At 66.8% G+C, this 14,646-nt stretch carries 13 protein-coding genes and 1 pseudogene; 10 read left to right on the top strand and 4 right to left on the bottom strand.

Annotated elements, in window-relative coordinates; genetic code table 11:
- Nucleotides 1–5: 5 nt before the first annotated feature.
- The gene (locus ACFJGT_RS22520; RefSeq protein ID WP_377842723.1) at nucleotides 6–1,595 is read right to left on the bottom strand and encodes a gamma-glutamyltransferase family protein; all 1,590 of its coding nucleotides are present in this window, start codon (nucleotides 1,593–1,595) and stop codon (nucleotides 6–8) included.
- A gap of 133 nt (nucleotides 1,596–1,728) precedes the next feature.
- Here ACFJGT_RS22520 and ACFJGT_RS22515 point away from each other — a divergent pair, with 133 nt between their 5' ends.
- Nucleotides 1,729–1,968, top strand: a complete 240-nt coding sequence (locus ACFJGT_RS22515; RefSeq protein WP_377842721.1) for a hypothetical protein — start codon at nucleotides 1,729–1,731, stop codon at nucleotides 1,966–1,968.
- Nucleotides 1,969–1,986: 18 nt separating this feature from the next.
- Here ACFJGT_RS22515 and ACFJGT_RS22510 read toward each other — a convergent pair whose 3' ends face one another.
- The 3 genes from ACFJGT_RS22510 to ACFJGT_RS22500 form a co-directional block, all read right to left on the bottom strand.
- Nucleotides 1,987–2,352, bottom strand: coding sequence for a DUF1850 domain-containing protein (locus tag ACFJGT_RS22510; protein ID WP_377842719.1), 366 nt, complete (start codon nucleotides 2,350–2,352; stop codon nucleotides 1,987–1,989).
- Complete coding sequence (locus ACFJGT_RS22505; protein WP_377842717.1) at nucleotides 2,349–4,484, bottom strand: TRAP transporter permease; 2,136 nt, start codon at nucleotides 4,482–4,484, stop codon at nucleotides 2,349–2,351. The genes ACFJGT_RS22510 and ACFJGT_RS22505 overlap by 4 nt, the downstream gene beginning before the upstream one ends.
- 157 nt (nucleotides 4,485–4,641) lie before the next feature.
- Entirely contained in the window at nucleotides 4,642–5,607 is a 966-nt protein-coding gene (locus ACFJGT_RS22500) for a TAXI family TRAP transporter solute-binding subunit (protein WP_377842715.1), read from the bottom strand.
- A gap of 221 nt (nucleotides 5,608–5,828) precedes the next feature.
- Between ACFJGT_RS22500 and ACFJGT_RS22495 the strand changes: the two genes are divergently transcribed.
- The 9 genes and pseudogenes from ACFJGT_RS22495 (at nucleotide 5,829) to ACFJGT_RS22455 (ending at nucleotide 14,555) form a co-directional block, all read left to right on the top strand.
- Nucleotides 5,829–7,463, top strand: a complete 1,635-nt coding sequence (locus ACFJGT_RS22495) for a glucan biosynthesis protein (RefSeq protein WP_377849046.1) — start codon at nucleotides 5,829–5,831, stop codon at nucleotides 7,461–7,463.
- A 78-nt stretch (nucleotides 7,464–7,541) separates the two neighbouring features.
- On the top strand, nucleotides 7,542–7,691 hold the full coding sequence (locus ACFJGT_RS22490; RefSeq protein WP_377842713.1) for a hypothetical protein: 150 nt from the start codon (nucleotides 7,542–7,544) through the stop codon (nucleotides 7,689–7,691).
- Nucleotides 7,692–7,698: 7 nt separating this feature from the next.
- A pseudogene (aztA, locus tag ACFJGT_RS22485) lies at nucleotides 7,699–8,437 on the top strand (zinc ABC transporter ATP-binding protein AztA).
- 22 nt (nucleotides 8,438–8,459) lie between these two features.
- The gene (locus tag ACFJGT_RS22480; RefSeq protein WP_377842711.1) at nucleotides 8,460–9,335 is read left to right on the top strand and encodes a metal ABC transporter permease; all 876 of its coding nucleotides are present in this window, start codon (nucleotides 8,460–8,462) and stop codon (nucleotides 9,333–9,335) included.
- 34 nt (nucleotides 9,336–9,369) lie between these two features.
- Complete coding sequence (locus ACFJGT_RS22475) at nucleotides 9,370–10,305, top strand: metal ABC transporter substrate-binding protein (RefSeq protein ID WP_377842709.1); 936 nt, start codon at nucleotides 9,370–9,372, stop codon at nucleotides 10,303–10,305.
- A gap of 44 nt (nucleotides 10,306–10,349) precedes the next feature.
- Nucleotides 10,350–11,312, top strand: a complete 963-nt coding sequence (locus ACFJGT_RS22470; RefSeq protein ID WP_377842707.1) for a CobW family GTP-binding protein — start codon at nucleotides 10,350–10,352, stop codon at nucleotides 11,310–11,312.
- Nucleotides 11,313–11,326: 14 nt separating this feature from the next.
- Entirely contained in the window at nucleotides 11,327–12,337 is a 1,011-nt protein-coding gene (locus ACFJGT_RS22465) for a WD40 repeat domain-containing protein (RefSeq protein ID WP_377842704.1), read from the top strand.
- Nucleotides 12,338–12,342: 5 nt separating this feature from the next.
- Complete coding sequence (locus ACFJGT_RS22460) at nucleotides 12,343–12,630, top strand: hypothetical protein (RefSeq protein WP_377842701.1); 288 nt, start codon at nucleotides 12,343–12,345, stop codon at nucleotides 12,628–12,630.
- A gap of 110 nt (nucleotides 12,631–12,740) precedes the next feature.
- Entirely contained in the window at nucleotides 12,741–14,555 is a 1,815-nt protein-coding gene (locus ACFJGT_RS22455; RefSeq protein ID WP_377849045.1) for a glucan ABC transporter ATP-binding protein/ permease, read from the top strand.
- Nucleotides 14,556–14,646: the final 91 nt, after the last annotated feature.

Genomic DNA, 14,646 nt, shown 5'->3' with positions numbered 1-14,646 from the left:
TGGCGTCAGATCCCCCTGGAATCGCCGTCGGAACGCGGATCATGCACGGCTTCGACATGGCCTTTGGCGTGCCTAACCAGCATGCCGGCATGGCCGAAGCCCTCGGAATAGGCGAGGCCGCTCTCCTCGACCGGGTGCCCGGCGGCATCGAGCCGCTCGAGCAGCGCGGCGTCGAAACGGCTCTCGAACTTGAGGCTGGTCGAGCCCGCGCCCCAGGTCTTGCCGAAGAGCCAGCGCGGCGCATCGACCGCCGTGGCGAGGTTCTGGCCGGCGCGATAGCGGGACAGGATCTGGGCCTGGAACTGGGGCTGGCCGTCGCCGCCCATCGCGCCATAGGGCAGGACGCGATCGTCGTCGAAACGCGCCAGAGCCGGGTTCAGCGTGTGGAAGGGCTTGCGGCCGGGCCTCAGCGGGTTGGCAGCGTTCCGGTCGAGCGAGAAGGAGACGCCGCGATTCTGCCAGTGGATGCCGGTGGCAGGGAGCACGCAGCCGGAGCCGTATTCCCAATAGATCGACTGGATATAGGAAACGGCGAGGCCATTGCCGTCGATCGCGCCCATCCAGACCGTGTCGCCGTCGCCATGGCGCAGCGGCAGCTTCGCGGCCCGTTTCATGTCCACGGCCGCCGCCTCACGCATCAGGGCGGCATCGCTCAGGAAATCGGCGGGCGGGTGATCGAGCTCGGCCGGGTCGGTGACATAGCGGTCACGGATGGCGAAGGCGCGCTTCGTCGCCTCGATCAGCCCGTGATGATGCTCGAACGAATCGAGTCTCGCCTCGCCGAGACGCTCGAAGATGCCGAGGATCATGAGGGAGGCCAGCCCCTGCGTCGGCGGCGGCAGGTTGGCGACGCTGAGGCCGGGAAGCTTCAGCGTCAACGGGACGACCGATCGCGCCCGATAGCGGGCGAGGTCGGCGCGAGTGACCGGCGCGCCGATACGTTCGAGATCGGCGGCGATTTCGCGGCCGACATCGCCGCGATAGAAATCCTCCAGCCCGGCATGGCCGAGCTGGTCCAGGGTGGCGCCGAGCGCTTCCGGCCGGCGGCGGGCGCCGGGCTTGGGCGGGGCGCCGTCGATCCAGAAGGCGGAGAGGAAGCCGGGCGCCGCCTTCAGCTCTTCCAGCTCGTTCGGCTTGTTGCCGCGCTCGGAATCCGAGACCGCATAGCCCTCGCGGCAATGGCCGATCGCGTTCAGCAGCACATCGCGCAGCGGCATGCGCCCACCCAGGGAACGCGAGAGATCAAGCGCAAGCTGCCAGCCAGCGAGGGCGCCCGCGACCGTCAGCGCCGCTTCCGGGCCGCGCGCGGGAATGGCGTCATAGCCCTTGCCGCGATAGTGCTCGATCGTGGCCAAAGAACCGGCCGGGCCGCAGGCCTCGATGCCATGCAGCCGCCCGCCGGGCTCATGCACCAGCCAGAAGCCGTCGCCGCCGATGCCGTTCATATGCGGATAGACCACCGCGATCGTCGCGGCCATCGCGACCATGGCCTCGATCGCGTTGCCGCCTTCGGCCAGGATAGCCCGGCCCGCCTCGGAGGCGAGGCGATGAGGGGCTGCCACGGCGGCGGAGGCGAAGACGGGCGTATCGAGCATCGGGACTTTTCAAGCGCGGAGATCGTGCCCATCTGCGCGAAGGGCGCGAATTTGTTGCATGGGGCGGCAAGCTCCGCTAGGTGCGTGGGGCGCATGGCCGCGCAAGGCGGCCCGCGCGTGAAGGAAGGACAGCATGGCCGGACGGCATATGAACTGGCGCAACCTGATCATGGTCTCCTCGTTCGGGATCCTGATCGCCGTCGAACTCTTCGGCGTGGCGCTGGCGGCCGGCTGGGCATTGGCCGGCCTGTTCGAGCTCGGCACCATCTTCGAATACATCATGATGGCGATCTTCTCGGTCTTCGCCGGCTACGGGCTGGTCAACCTGATGCGCCGCATGCTGAAGATCGAGCACCTGACCGAGGTCGATTGAGGCCTTCGGCCTCTCCCCTCACTCGCAGATCTTCAGCGTGACCGGGTCGGCATCGGCCGGAAGGTAGTCGCCCATCGCGCGGCAGCCGGCGGCGGTGCAGATGCGCCAATCGGCGGTCGCGCCCGAGCGCCGCATCACCACATCCTTCAGCGGCGGCAAGGCCGGGCGCCAGCGCCAGAAACCGTTGACGAGCTTCGCCCCATCCGGCGGGTCCATGCCGGCGCCGGAGCCCTCCACCCGCGCCTCGATGATTTCGAGCCCGGCAGGCGTCTCCCGCCAGACCTCTTCCCACAGCGTCTTCTGCACCGAATGGCGCCAGCCCAGCGTGATCTCGCCCTGGCCGAGCGCCACGACGAGCGCACCGGCCGCGAGGCAAAGGCTCATGCGGCGGCAGTCTCGGCCTTGCGCGCCGCCAGCCAATGCCGCCCGACGATGGCCGCGGCGAGCGCATAACCGAGCGGGTCGCTATAGGCGAATTCGCCGAAGAGCAGCACTGCCGCGCCGAAGCAGAGCACGCGCTCGATCACGCTGAGGCGGCCGAACAGGTAGCCGATCGCGACCATGCCGAAGAGGCCGATGGCGATCGTCGCCTTGAAGGTGGCGTAGACCACGGCCGGCCAGAAGCCGATGACATTGGCCATCGGATCGCCCGGCTGCAGCATCAGGGCCGGCGAATAGACCGCGATGAAGGGGATGACATAGCCCGCGAGTGCGACGCGCATCGCCTCCCAGCCGATCTTGTCCGGGTTCTCCTTGGCGATCGGGGCCGCTGCCAACGCCGCGAGCGCCACCGGCGGCGAGAGATCGGCCATGATGCCGTAGTAGAAGGCGAACATGTGGCTGACGATCAGCGGCACGCCGAGCTTCTCCAGCGCCGGAGCGGCGAGCGCCGCGACGATAATATAGGTCGGGATCGTCGGGATGCCGGTGCCGAGCAGGATCGACAGAATCATCGTCAGGATCAGGGCCAGGAACAGGCTGTGCTGGCCAAGCCCGATGATCCAGGCGCCGAAGGTGGTGCCGATGCCGGTCTGCGTCATCAGGCCGATGATCGTGCCGACGATGGCGCAGGCGATGCCGACCGGCAGTGCCGTCTTGGCGCTGTCGGCGAGCGCGTCGCGGCTGATCGCGAGCGTCGTTCGCCCGCCGAGCGTAAAGGCGTTGGCGAGGATCAGCACGGCGATCAGGCCGGCGACGAGGCGGATGTCCATGCCCTCGCGGAAGAGCGCGGCAGCGATCAATCCGAGCCCGACCCAGAAGATGACACGCAGGGTCTGCGTGCCGAGCCCTGCCGCAAAGCCCGCGCCGAGCAACAGCCCGACGGTCAGCGCCAGACCGATCGTGCCGGCGAAGAGCGGCGTGAAGCCGTGGAACAGCATGAAGACGAGGACCGCGAGCGGCAGCACGAGATACCAGCGCTCGCGGAGCGCTTTCAGCGGGCTCGGCAGCATGGCGCGCTCGATGCCCTTGAGCCCGTATTTGCCGGCTTCGAGATGCACCATCCAGAAGGCGGAGGCAAAATAGAGCACGGCCGGAATGACAGCGGCCTTGACGATTTCGGCATAGGGCACGCCCAGCGTCTCGGCCATGATGAAGGCGACGGCGCCCATCACCGGCGGCATGATCTGGCCGCCCATCGAGGCTGTCGCCTCGACGCCGGCGGCGAAGGCGCGCCGGTAGCCGAACTTGATCATCAGCGGAATGGTGAACTGGCCGACGGTGACGACATTGGCGACGCCGGAGCCGGAGATCATGCCCATCATGCCCGAGGACACCACGGCGACCTTGGCCGGGCCGCCGCGTGCACCGCCGAAGATGCCGAGCGAAACGTCGTTGAAGAGATGGATCATCCCGGCCTTCTCGAGGAAGGAGCCGAAGACGATGAACAGGAAGATATAGGTCGCGGAGACGTAGATCGGCGTGCCGTAGAAGCCCTCGGTGCCGAAGGAGAGATGGCCGATGATCTGGTCGTAGCCATAGCCGCGATGGTTGAAGGGCGAAGGCAGATACTGGCCGAAGAACCAGTAGAGCAGGCAGACACCGCACATGATCGGCAGGGCGTTGCCCATCAACCGGCGCGCCGCCTCGAAGATCAGCACGATCAGGAGCGTGCCGACGACGAGATCGAGCGTCGAGGGGTCGCCGTCGCGCAGGATCAGGTCGGCGTAGAAGATCCATTGATAGAGGCCGATGCCGAAGCCGAGAAGGCCGAGCGCCCAGCCGAGCAGGCGGCCCGGCGTGTCCTTCGCCCGGAAATTGGCGATGAGGCCGAAGGAGAGCAGCAGCAGGAAGCCGACATGGACGCCGCGCGCCGCCTGGCTCGGCAGGAAGTTCCAGGCGGAGACCGCGATCTGGAAGCCGGCGAAGGCGAGCGCCAGCCCGTAGGCGAACACGCCCCAGGCCCCAGGGCCGAAGCCGGGGGGAAAGCCGTGTTCGAAATTGTCGAGATCGGCGTGCTCGACCTCGCCCGGTTTGGCGCCGGAGAGGGTTTCCAACTGGTCGGTCTCTTGGGTCATTCTTAAAATCCAGCCGGTGTCATCCCGCACGCGCTGCAGCACGCAGTGCTGCTGCGCAGATCCGGGACCGTCATCAGGTAGAGCGCCTTCTCGTCATGCGGTCCCGTGTCTGCGCAGCAGCGTTGCACGCTGCGGCGCGCACGGGATGACACGCTCTCTACGAGCCGACCTTGAGGCCCTTTTCCTTCAGATAGCGCGCGGCGCCCGGATGGAGCGGGACCGGCATGCCATCGGTTGCCTTCTCCAGCTTGATCTCCTTGCCGGCCGAATGCGAGGCGGCGAGCTCACTGAGGTTTTCGAAGATGTTCTTCGTCATCTGGTAGACGAGTTCCTCCTTCACGCCCTCATGGGTGACGAGGTAGTTGACGACGGCAGCCGTATTCACGTCGGCGGTCTGGCCGGTATAGGTGTTGGCCGGAATGGGGGCGCTGATGAAGGGCGGGCCGGCCTTGTCGATCACGGCTTTCGGCACCTCGACGACATTGATCTCGACCGAGGTCGAGAGGTCGCGCAACGAGGCGACGCCGAGGCCTGCCGATTGCAGGGTGGCGTCGAGCTGGCGGTTCTTCATCAGCTCGACCGACTCGGCGAAGGGCAGGTACTCGATCTTGCCGAGATCCTTATAGGTGATGCCGGCAGCGGCGAGGATCGCGCGGGCGTTGAGCTCGGTGCCGGATTTCGGCGCGCCGACCGAGAGGCGCTTGCCCTTGAGATCGGCCAGCGTCTTGATGCCGCTCTCCTTGGAGGCGACGATCTGGACATAGTTCGGATAGACGGCGGCGATGCCGCGCAGCTTCTTCAGCGGCGCCTTGAAGCCGGCCTCCTCATCGCCCTTCCAGGCGGCGTCGAGCGAATCGCCGAGCGTGAAGGCGATCTCGCCGCGGCCCTGCTGGAGGAGAACGAGGTTTTCGACCGAGGCCTTGGTCGCCTGCACGGTCGGCCGGACATTCTGGATCTTCTCGCCATAGATCTTCGAGAGCGCGACGCCCATCGGGTAATACACGCCGGAGGTGCCGCCGGTCAGGATGTTGATGAAGTCCTGGGCGCTTGCCGTGACCGGTGCGGCCATGAGTGCGACAGCGGCGGCAAAGCCGGCAAGGCGATTGCGGAACAGCGATGTCATGATGTCTCCCTGAAGGTCGCTCCGGCTCATGCGGCCAGTTGTCGCGTTTTTTAGAGCATGCTGAACCGGAAAGGGGAAGCGCTCGACAACCGTTGGCAGTCCGCCTTTAGCCGAAGGGCCGGACTGGTTTCGCCATGATTGGCTGCCTATCTCCGGTTTCGCGCGGGCGCCTCGTCATGGCGGGCGGCCGTGCCTCCGAGCAACGAGTGACCAGGAACGACATGCAGGACCGCGCCGAGCAGGGTAGCAGCCAGGGGCTTCGCCTCGACCGACGGACTCTTCTCGCAGGTGCGGGTGCGACAGCCACGCTGGCGGCGCTCGGCTTCACGCCGGAGGCGCTGGCGCAGCAGGGGCTCAAGCTCGGCGATAGCCGGGATTTCACCTTCGAGGCGCTGAAGGCGCGGGCGAAGGAGATGGCGGCCAAGCCCTATGAGGCGCCGCCGAGCCCGCGGCCCGAGGCGATGCAGCGCATCGACTACGATGCCCATGGCAAGATCCGGTTCAAGCCGGACGCAGCGCTCTGGGCGGAGGGCCCCTCGCCCTGGCCGGTGACGTTCTTCCATCTCGGCCGCTTCTTCCAGAAGCCGGTCAGGATGCATGTCGTCGAGGTCGGGAAGGCGCGCGAGATCATCTACGATGCCGGCTATTTCGATATGCCGGCCAACTCCCCGGCGCGCGATCTGCCGGCCGGGGCGGGCTTCGCCGGTTTCCGCCTGCAGGAAAGCCGCAGCGGCCATCCCGGCCGCGATGGCGAGGCGCTCGACTGGAAGACGAACGACTGGGTCGCCTTCCTCGGCGCCTCCTATTTCAGGGCCATCGGCGAGCTCTACCAGTACGGCCTGTCGGCGCGCGGCATCGCGATCGATCCGGCCGTCTCCGGCAAGACCGAGGAATTCCCCGACTTCACCCATATCTGGCTGGAAACGCCACAGGCGGGTGCCGAATATGTCGTGATCTATGCGCTGCTATCGGGGCCGAGCCTGGCCGGCGCCTATCGCTTCCGCATGCATCGCGGCAAGGGCGTCACGATGGAGATCGAGACCGCGCTGCATCTGCGCAAGGATGTCTCCCGGCTCGGCATCGCGCCGCTGACCTCGATGTTCTGGTATGCCGAGACCGCGAAGCAGACGGCGATCGACTGGCGTCCGGAGGTGCATGATTCCGACGGGCTCGCGCTCTGGACCGGGCCGGGCGAGCGCGCCTGGCGCCCCCTCAACAATCCCCCGCACACCATGGCCTCGTCCTTCGTCGACGGCGACCCGCGCGGCTTCGGCCTGATGCAGCGGGATCGCGAGGCCGGGCATTATCTCGACGGCGTGCATTACGAGCGCCGTCCAAGCCTCTGGGTCGAGACCGACGGGCAATGGGGCCGGGGTTCGGTGCAGCTCATCGAGATTCCGACCGATGATGAGATCCACGACAATATCGTCGCGATGTGGGTGCCCGAAGGCCCTGCCAAGGCCGGCAATGCCTATCAGTTCCGCTACACGCTGCACTGGCTCGCCGACGAGCCCTTCCCGACAAAGCTTGGGCGTGTCGTCGCGACGCGCCTGGGCAATGGCGGCCAGCCCGGGACGGCACGGCCGCGAGGCGTGCGCAAGTTCATGGTCGAGTTCCTCGGGCCTGCGCTGGAGGCGATCCCGTTCGGCGTGAAACCGGAGGTTGTGCTCTCGACCTCACGCGGCAGCTTTTCCTACGTCCTGACGGAAGCGGTGCCGGACGACGTGCCCGGCCATTGGCGCGCGCAGTTCGACCTCACCGTGGGCGGCAGCGAGCCGGTCGAGATGCGCTGCTATCTCAAGGCGGGCGATACCGTGCTGACCGAGACCTGGCTCTATCAGTACCAGCCGTTCTGAGCGGGGAAAGAGGCCGGAGCGGGGACAGGTGCGGAATCGCGCTTGCTCCGGCGTGGGCGTAACATTATATCGTTTCTCATGGCTCACGCGCACGCTCCCCACACGCATCGCGCTGCCTCGGAGGCTCCGGGGTGGTCGCTGCTGCGTCTGTCGGCGGGGACGCGCGTGGGATTGGCCGCTGCCATCGTCGCCCTGCTCTGGCTGGCGACGCTGGCCGTGATCCTGTGAGTTTGCGTTGATGTCCGCCATCCGCCTGACCGACCTGACGCTGGGCTATGATCGCCATCCGGCGGTGCATCACCTCTCCGGCGAGATCGCAGCCGGGAGCCTGACGGCCATCGTCGGGCCGAACGGCGCCGGCAAGTCGACTCTCCTCAAGGGCATCGCCGGTGCGCTCGCGCCGCTGTCCGGCGGCGTTGCGCTCGCCAAGGGCAAGCGGCTGGCCTATCTCCCGCAATCGGCCGATCTCGACCGCTCCTTCCCGATCCATGTCTACGATCTCGTCGCCATGGGGCTGTGGAACCGGGCCGGCATATTCGGCCGCATCGGTGCGGGCGCTGCCCACAAGATCGAGCATGCCATCGCGGCTGTGGGCCTCACTGGTTTCGAGAGCCGGCCGATTGGTACATTGTCCGGCGGACAGATGCAGCGAGCGCTGTTCGCGCGGCTCCTGCTGCAGGATGCCGACGTGATCCTGCTCGACGAGCCCTTCACCGCGATCGATGCGCGCACTACGGCGGACCTGCTCGACCTGGTCCGGCGCTGGCATGGCGAGAGTTCGTACCGTCGTCGCGGTGCTGCACGATATCGAGACGGTCCGGCAGGCCTTTCCGCAGACATTGCTGCTGGCGCGCGAGGCCGTCGCTTGGGGCGAGACCGCGACCGTGCTGACGCCCGAGAACCTGCTGAAGGCGCGCCGCATGGTGGAGTCCTTCGACAGCCACGCCGCTCCCTGCCAGCGCGACGCCGCCTGATCCGTCCAAACAGGCCAAGCCGATGCTCTACGATCTCCTCATCGGCCCCTTCGCCGAATTCGATTTCATGCGGCGCGCGCTTGTCGGCGTCGTGGCGCTGTCCGTTTCGGGCGCGCCGATCGGCGTCTTCCTGATGCTTCGGCGGATGAGCCTGACCGGCGATGCGATGGCGCATGCGATCCTGCCCGGCGCGGCGCTGGGCTATCTCGTCGCCGGCTTCTCGCTGCCGGCGATGACGATCGGCGGGCTCGCTGCCGGTTTCGCGGTGGCGCTGGCGGCCGGTGCCGTGGCGCGGGCGACCGTGCTCAAGGAGGACGCCTCGCTTGCCGCCTTCTACCTGATTTCGCTCGCACTCGGCGTCACCATCGTCTCGCTCCGGGGCTCGGCGATCGACCTGCTGCATGTGCTGTTCGGCAATGTGCTGGCACTTGACGATCAGGTGCTGATCCTGCTCGCCGGCGTCGCGACCGTGTCGCTCTTGTCGCTGGCGGCGCTCTATCGGCCGCTGGTGCTCGAATGCGTCGACCCCGGCTTCCTGCGCTCGGTCAGCCGCTCCGGCGGGTTCGTACACCTGACCTTCCTCGCGCTGGTCGTGCTCAATCTCGTCGCCGGCTTCCATGCGCTGGGGACCTTGCTTGCCGTCGGCATGATGATGCTGCCGGCCGCGGCGGCGCGTTTCTGGACGGCCGACATCACGCGTCTGCTGCTGCTTGCGGCCGGTTTCGGCATGGTTTCCGGCTATGCCGGGCTCGTGACGTCCTATGCGGCGGGGTCGAGCCTGCCGGCGGGGCCGTCGATCATCCTCGCCGCGGGAGCGATCTATATCGGCTCGCTCCTGTTCGGCTCGCAGGACGGGCTTGCGCGGCGCCTCTTGCCTCGCGTCCATCTCCAGAGATAGAAACGTTATATCGTTTCATTTCTCGGAGCCTCCCATGCCCAATCGTCGCGCCCTTGTCGCCAGCCTTGCTTTCGGGCTTGCCATGGCTACCGCGCCGTTCGGCGCTTTCGCTCAGGAGAAGCTGCCGGTGGTGGCAAGCTTCTCGATCCTCGGCGATTTCGCCCGGCAGGTTGGCGGAGACCGCGTCAGCGTGACCACGCTGGTCGGCCCCGACGGCGACGCCCATGTCTATTCGCCGACGCCGGCCGATGCGAAGGCGATGGCTGCGGCCAGGCTCGTCCTCGTCAACGGCCTGCATTTCGAGGGCTGGCTGCCGCGCCTCGTGAAGTCGTCGGGCACCAAGGCGACCATGGCCGAGGCGACGAAGGGCATCACCCCGCTCGAAGCCGATGACGACCATGACGACAAGGGCAAGGGCGGTCACGCCCATGGCCATGACGATCCGCATGCCTGGCAGAGCATCGCCAATGCGAAGGTGTATGTCACCAATATCCGGGACGCGCTGAGTGCGGCCGATCCGGAGGGCAAGGCGAGCTACGAGGCCAATGCCACGACCTATCTTGCCGAGCTCGACAGGCTCGAAGGCGAGGTGAAGGCGGCTATCGCGCGCATCCCGGCCGAGCGGCGCAAGGCGATCACCACCCATGATGCCTTCGGCTATTTCGTGAAGGCCTATGGCATCGCCTTCGTCGCGCCGCAGGGTGTCTCGACCGAGGCCGAGGCTTCCGCCAGGGATGTCGCCCGCATCATCCGGCAGGTGAAGGCGCAGAAGATTCCGGCCGTCTTCCTCGAGAACGTCACGAATCCCCGCCTTGTCGAGCAGATTGCGCGGGAGAGCGGCGCCAAGGTTGGCGGCCGGCTCTATTCGGACGCGCTCTCGGCCGCAACCGGCCCGGCGGGGACTTACATCCGGATGATGAAGCACAATATAAGCGAAATCGAAAAGGCGCTGACCGCCGGCCCGGCCTGACCCGGGCGGTGTCCTCCTCGCGTCGCAGTCATTCAGGTCAAGCCATGTCCGAGAAAATCCCCGTCACGGTGCTCACCGGCTATCTGGGCGCCGGCAAGACCACGCTCCTCAACCGCATCCTGACCGAGGACCACGGCAAGAAATTCGCCGTCATCGTCAACGAGTTCGGCGAGGCCGGCATCGATGGCGACCTCATCGTCGGCGCCGACGAGGAAATCTTCGAGATGAACAACGGCTGCATCTGCTGCACCGTGCGCGGCGACCTGATCCGCATTCTCGACGGTTTGATGAAGCGCAAGGGCAAGTTCGACGCGATCATCGTCGAGACCACCGGTCTCGCCGATCCCGCGCCGGTCGCCCAGACCTTCTTCGTCGACCAGGATGTCGGCGATGCCACTCGCCTCGACGCGGTCGTGACGGTCACCGACGCCAAGTGGCTGAAGGACCGTCTGAAGGATGCGCCGGAGGCGAAGAACCAGATCGCTTTCGCCGACGTCATCGTCCTCAACAAGACCGATCTCGTCACGGCGGAAGAGCTGGCCGATGTCGAGGCCGCGATCCGCGCCATCAACCCCTATGCCAAGCTGCACAAGGCCGAGCGCGCCAATGTCGATATCGCAGCCCTGCTCGACCGCAACGCCTTCGATCTCGACCGCATCCTCGACATCGAGCCGGATTTCCTTGAGGCCGGCCACCATCACCATCATGCCGAGGACGTGCGCTCGATCTCGCTGACGATTCCCGGCGATGTCGATCCCGAGAAGTTCATGCCGTGGATCAACGACCTCACCCAGATCCAGGGGCCGAACATCCTGCGTTCCAAGGGCATCCTGGCCTTCAAGAACGAGCCGCGCCGCTTCGTCTTCCAGGGCGTGCACATGATCCTGGACGGCGACCTGCAGCGCGACTGGAAGGATGGCGAGAGCCGCGAGAGCCGCCTCGTCTTCATCGGGCGCGATCTCAACGAGAATGAGCTGCGCAAGGGGTTTGAAGCCTGCGCGGCCTGAGTTAAAGCCGCGTTATGACGACGATGACCCCACCCGTCTCGCTGCGCGAGCATGTCACCCCGATCGCTGCCGAGACGCATGTCGTCGCGGTCCACTGGCTGAAGCAGGGGCTCGTGCTCGCGCTCGCTGACGGGCGCGTGTTGCGCTGGCGCGACGGTGCCCTTGTCGAGAGCGTCGAGGCCCATGCCGGCGGCATCCTCTGCGCCACCGGCGACGGCGAGCGCCTGATCACCGGCGGCGATGATGGACGTGTCGTCGCGACCGGCTTTGAAGGCGAGCCGGTCGAGATCGCGAAAGACCCGAAGCGCCGCTGGATCGACGCGATCACCCTGTCTCCGTCAGGCAATCTCGCCTGGAACACCGGCAAGACCGTGCAGGCCCGCGACGAGAAGGGCCGCGTCCGCACGCTGGACGCCGCGAGCACACCGCAAGGCCTCGTCTTCGCGCCGAAGGGCTATCGCCTTGCCATTGCCCAGATGAACGGGGTCTCGCTCTGGTATCCCAACACCGAGGCGAAGCCGGAATTCCTGGAATGGAAGGGCTCGCATCTCGACGTGGCCTGGTCGCCGGACGGACGCTTCGTCGTCTCCTCGATGCAGGAGAACGCGCTGCATGGCTGGAAGCTCGGCGACAAGCCCGGCCATATGCGGATGACCGGCTACCCGGCCAAGCCCCGCTCACTGTCCTGGTCGCATGACGGGCTCTGGCTGGCGTCGAGCGGCGCGGATGGCGCGATCGTCTGGCCGTTCCAGGGCGACGGCCCGCAGGGCAAGGCGCCGCGCGAATGTGGTGTGCGCCACGCTCGCGTCACGCGGGTGGCCTTCCATCCGGGCGCGCTGGTGCTGGCGATCGGCTATGACGATGGCTGCATCCTGATGGTGCGATTGACCGACGGCTCCGAATTGCTGGTGCGGCCGGCCTTGCGCGGCAGCGGCATCAGCGCCTTCGCCTGGGACAAGGCCGGCAAGCGGCTCGCCTTCGGCGCTGAGGACGGCGCGGCCGGCGTGCTCGTCCTGCCGAGCTGAGCGCGATGCGTTTCGGCCTCTTCGGCAAGCCTGAGACCCGCAAGGGCGGCGATGCGAAGGCCGAAGCCAAGGCCCTGGCCGAGCGCATGAAGGTTCAGGTCAGGGAGCTTCTCGGCCTGCCCGAGACGGCTGCGATCGCCGTCAACGAGATCATTTGCGCCGATCCCGCCTGTCCGGGCAGCGAGACGGTAATCCTGGTGATGAAGCCCGGCGAGAAGACCCGTGCCTACAAGCTGCAGATGGCGATGGCCGAGGTGACGGCGGAAGCGCTGGGGGAAGCTCTGCGGTCTTAGGGCTTGAAGCCGTTCGGCAGGGCCGGCCCGAGGCGAACATGGCGCGGCCCTCTTGATACCAGCTGGATGACCGCTTGCCGTGCGCGCCGGTTCGGCTAAAGCTCGTCGTGATGTCTCTGTTCTCGCTCTATGCCCGCGTCCTCGGTGAACTCGGTCCCGAAAGGCGATTGGGCATCATCCTGGCGCTGGCCAATATCGCCCTGGCTGCGGTCGCCTTCGCCGAGCCCATGCTGTTCGGCGCGTTGATCGATCGGCTGACCACGATCCAGACCTCGGGCGGGACGCTGACCTGGGCCAGCATAAACCTCCTGATCGCCGCCTGGGTCGGTTTCGGCCTTGCGAATATCGCGATCGGCGTCTTCGTTGCGCTGCATGCCGACAGGCTGGCTCATCGGGCGCGCCTGACCGTGATGGCGCGCTATTTCGAGCATGCGCTCACCTTGCCGCTCGCCTACCATACCCAGACCCATTCCGGCCGCGTGCTCAAAGTGATGCTCGACGGCACCAATGCGATGTGGGGCCTCTGGCTGTCCTTCTTCCGCGAGCATTGCGCCTCGGCCGTCGCGCTCTTCGTGCTGCTGCCCTTCACGATCTGGAAGAACTGGCAGCTCGGGCTGCTCTTGGTCGCGCTCGTGGTGCTGTTCGGCTCGCTGACCGCCTATGTGCTGCGCAAGACCGACCGCCTGCAGAGCAATGTCGAGGCCTATCACTCGAATCTGGCGGAGCGGGCCTCGGACGCGCTCGGCAACGTGCCGGTGATCCAGAGCTTCACCCGCATCGAGGCCGAGGTGCGCGGCCTGCGCTCGACCATTGCCAATGTGCTGGCGGCGCAGTTGCCGGTTCTGTCCTGGTGGGCGGTCGCCAATGTCGCGACGCGGGCCTCGGCGACGCTGACGGTGCTGCTGATCTTCATCGTCGGCACCTGGCTGCTGATGCACGGCCAGACCACGGTCGGCGAGATCGTCACCTTCATGGGCTTCGCCACCATGCTGGTCGGGCGTCTCGAGCAGATCGTCAGCTTCGTGAACTTCATCTTCATGCAGGCGCCGAAGATGCGGGAATTCTTCGAGGTGCTCGACACGCTGCCGAGCGTGCGCGACCAGCCCGGTGCCCGCGATCCCGGCCGGTTCGAAGGCGCCGTCGCCTTCGAGGACGTTTCCTTCTCCTATGACGGCAAGCGCGCGGCGGTGCGCGACGTCTCCTTCGCGGTGAGGCCCGGCGAGACCATCGCCGTGGTCGGCTCGACGGGTTCTGGCAAGTCGACGACGCTTGGCCTGCTGCACCGCGCCTTCGATCCGCAATCGGGCCGGATCACCGTCGACGGCACCGATATCCGCGACATCTCGCTGCTCTCGCTCCGGCGCAATATCGGCGTCGTCTTCCAAGAGCCGATGCTGTTCGCCCGCTCGATCCGTGAGAACCTGCTCGTCGGCAAGCCGGACGCGACCGATGCCGAGATGATGCAGGCATTGGAGCGTGCCCAGGCAGCCGAGGTGATGGCGCGCCAGGTCGACGGGCTCGACACCCTGGTCGGTGAGCGCGGCCGCACCCTTTCCGGCGGCGAGCGCCAGCGCTTCTCGATCGCGCGCGCGCTGCTCAAGAACCCGCCGGTGCTGATCCTCGACGAGGCGACCTCGGCTCTCGACGCCGCGACCGAGGTCAAGCTGCAGAAGGCACTGGAAGAGGTGATGAAGGGTCGCACCACCTTCGTCATCGCGCATCGGCTCGCGACGATCCGCAATGCCGATCGCATCCTCGTCTTCGAGCAAGGGCAGGTCGAGGAGATGGGCACGTTCGACGAGCTCGTGGCCAAGGGCGGGCGCTTCGCGGCGCTGGCGCGGGCGCAGTATCTCGTCAGCGACAAACCCGCGGTGTCTTCCGAGGAAACGGCGAGTCCGCTCGCGCAAAAAATTCTTCCGGGCTGACAAATCGCGCTTTTTGAGCCGAGCCGGGGATCGCGGGCGAGATAAGGCGTTGCGCCGATGTCGCCTTTCCCGCTTATTGGGCGGAAGCCTT

The organism is Allobosea sp. UC22_33 (assembly GCF_042700715.1).
Taxonomy (GTDB): domain Bacteria; phylum Pseudomonadota; class Alphaproteobacteria; order Rhizobiales; family Beijerinckiaceae; genus Allobosea.
This window is presented reverse-complemented; position numbering and strand designations above follow the sequence as displayed.